The organism is Olivibacter sitiensis DSM 17696 (assembly GCF_000427965.1).
Lineage (GTDB): Bacteria > Bacteroidota > Bacteroidia > Sphingobacteriales > Sphingobacteriaceae > Olivibacter > Olivibacter sitiensis.
Genome location: NZ_ATZA01000097.1, coordinates 1 through 2,261 on the forward strand (window position 1 = coordinate 1; position 2,261 = coordinate 2,261).

The 2,261-nt window shown below is 37.9% G+C and carries 3 protein-coding genes; 1 reads left to right on the top strand and 2 read right to left on the bottom strand.

Going from position 1 to position 2,261, the window contains the following annotated elements; genetic code table 11:
• The coding region (locus tag A37S_RS25840; protein WP_157279039.1) for a hypothetical protein at positions 1-234 on the bottom strand (234 nt) is incomplete at its 3' end.
• A 404-nt stretch (positions 235-638) separates the two neighbouring features.
• On the opposite strand from A37S_RS25840, the gene A37S_RS26495 reads away from it, so the two are divergent.
• The gene (locus A37S_RS26495; RefSeq protein ID WP_051293401.1) at positions 639-1,634 is read left to right on the top strand and encodes a glycosyltransferase family 2 protein; all 996 of its coding nucleotides are present in this window, start codon (positions 639-641) and stop codon (positions 1,632-1,634) included.
• 298 nt (positions 1,635-1,932) lie between these two features.
• Here the strand turns inward: A37S_RS26495 and A37S_RS27645 are convergent.
• Positions 1,933-2,261, bottom strand: a 329-nt coding sequence (locus A37S_RS27645; protein ID WP_028298872.1) for a hypothetical protein, incomplete at its 5' end; no start/stop codon positions are given.

The window sequence follows — 2,261 nt, forward strand, 5'->3', positions numbered from 1 at the left end:
TTTGGCAAAGCGAGCCTTTATAAGAACAAACAGTATGAGCAAGGCCTCGTTTAAGTGTTTTATTACCCACCATAGCTTGCTGCCATTTTTATTGCGTATAACAGGCAAGCTCTTCAGAATATCTTCCTTTTCCCTTCCTCTCGAAAACCGACATGCCAATCGAGCATAATGGTCTTTTGAACAGAATAAAGTCATGCGCTCGTTCGGCATTGCCCTAAGCCACGTTTCCACCATGGCCGCATTATGTGAAGCATGCTGGAGATTGTCAGTATCAGTATGAAAGATAGTTTCCTGAATGCAAACCCCAGCTTTGACTGAAGGCAACTCCGCCGACACTGTTCAGAATCAGAAATTTAGCCCAACATCAAGACAAACCACGAAAAGGCATAATAAATACAGATGAATATTTTTGCTCAAGGACCTTACAAGCGCAGAACGGTCATCGAACATGCAAACGCATGGATACTGCAAGTTATTATTGGTCTAAAATGAACCTTCCTCCCAATACATTGCATGGCCTTTTGTGCCTTATTCCTCAGAAAAATCAAATAGAATCTTAAAAGTTTAAACAAGTTCAAGCGCAAAACAACTACCTTAGTAAATATCTTAAAAAAAAGGTAGGTATAAAGAGTTTGTAAATGGAGATAAGTATAATTATTCCGGTATACAATGTTGAGAACTATGTTCTGCGGTGTCTTTGGTCTGTTGTAAAACAACGATGTTCTAGGTTGCAAGTTATAATTATCGATGATTGTGGGAACGATGACTCTATGATGATTGTGGAAGATTTTATTCGGTCTAATGCGCACATTACGTGGAAACTCGTACGGCATTCAAGAAACAAAGGACTATCTGCAGCAAGAAACACTGGGCTCAATCACGCAAGGGGGGATTATATATATTTTCTTGATAGTGATGATGAATTGCCGGAAAATTGTATAGAAAATTTTGCTAGCGAAGCTATAAAACGAAGTAATGTTGAAGTTTTAATTGGCAGCGTTCAAGCTATTGGTTTTGGTAAGAAAAAGAAAGCACTCGAGGGCAGAAAAACCAAAACGAACTTGCTGATTAAGGATGGTGAAGTATTGAAGGCATATAACGATGGGAGAATCAGCGCAACTGCTTGGAACAAATTTATAAAAAGATCAGTAATAGTAGAGTATAAGCTATACTTTAAAGAAGGAATCTTGCACGAGGATATTTTATGGTCATTTTATTTATTCACAAAATGTAGATCAGTATTTATTTGTAACCACGATGCATATATTTACCACGCTAACAAAGTTTCGATTACCTCCACAATGGGATATAAGAATTTCGACAGTTATCTATATATTCTTTCCGTCTTAAAGGAGGAGGTTTTGATGAATAAGATACCTCTACGGGAATTTTATGAAAACGGTAGATTTTATATTCTTGTTTCTTTAGTGAAATCAAACGTTGATTTTTTTCAAAAGCAATTTTTTTTTGATAGTTATAGGAAATTATCTTTCTTTAGTAGAAGTTACGAAGTTTTGTTTTCCGACACGACCATAAAAATCAAAATAAGGACGCTGATTTCTTTCCTACCTTACCAAGTGTTTCGTAAAGTACTTCTTGGTTTTGCTAATATAAAGCTACATCTCCTTCTATAATTCACAACGTAGGCATATGTCTATCGGAAAGATGACAACGGATGAAAAATATAGTAAAAAATGCTTTGATATTTTGCTCATTATGCCCTATCAGACCAAGCCATGCATTACAGGTTGGGCACAGGTTGATGGCTAAGAAAAATGGAGCAATTGGAGCAACGCGTGGCCTAGACGTATGGCATGAACTGGACATTCTAGCTGGACCTGAAGATCATCTTTCTCACGTTGTTGAACGACGGGGACGCATATTGAAGTTGTGAGTCGTATGTTCATAATTACCACATTTTTAACTTTTCATTCACCCCTTACAAATCTCTTCACTTTGCTGAAGTCTATTCTTTAGGTGCTTGCTCACTTCTTCTATTCCATGATGCAGCCGCAAAGCTACAAAAGAAAGGCATAAATGCGCATACATCTCCGGCTCAACCCGATGGCATAGTTCTTTAATGGCATTTGCAAGATGTGCTATAGTTTCAAAAGATTTACCTACGGGCGAATCAGCCAACGAGAACAAATCATCAAACAAGGGTGATTTCAAAGCGAGGATAGGAAGGTTATAGGCAATAGCATCCATTACCGCACCACTGCTTGTCAAAGCGTAACTTTCTTCCGGGTACAAAAAGACGG

What these genes read in the sequence shown, in the direction of transcription:
- A37S_RS26495 (WP_051293401.1), top strand. Translation starts at nt 639, where the DNA reads ATGGAGATAAGTATAATTATTCCGGTATACAATGTTGAGAACTATGTT.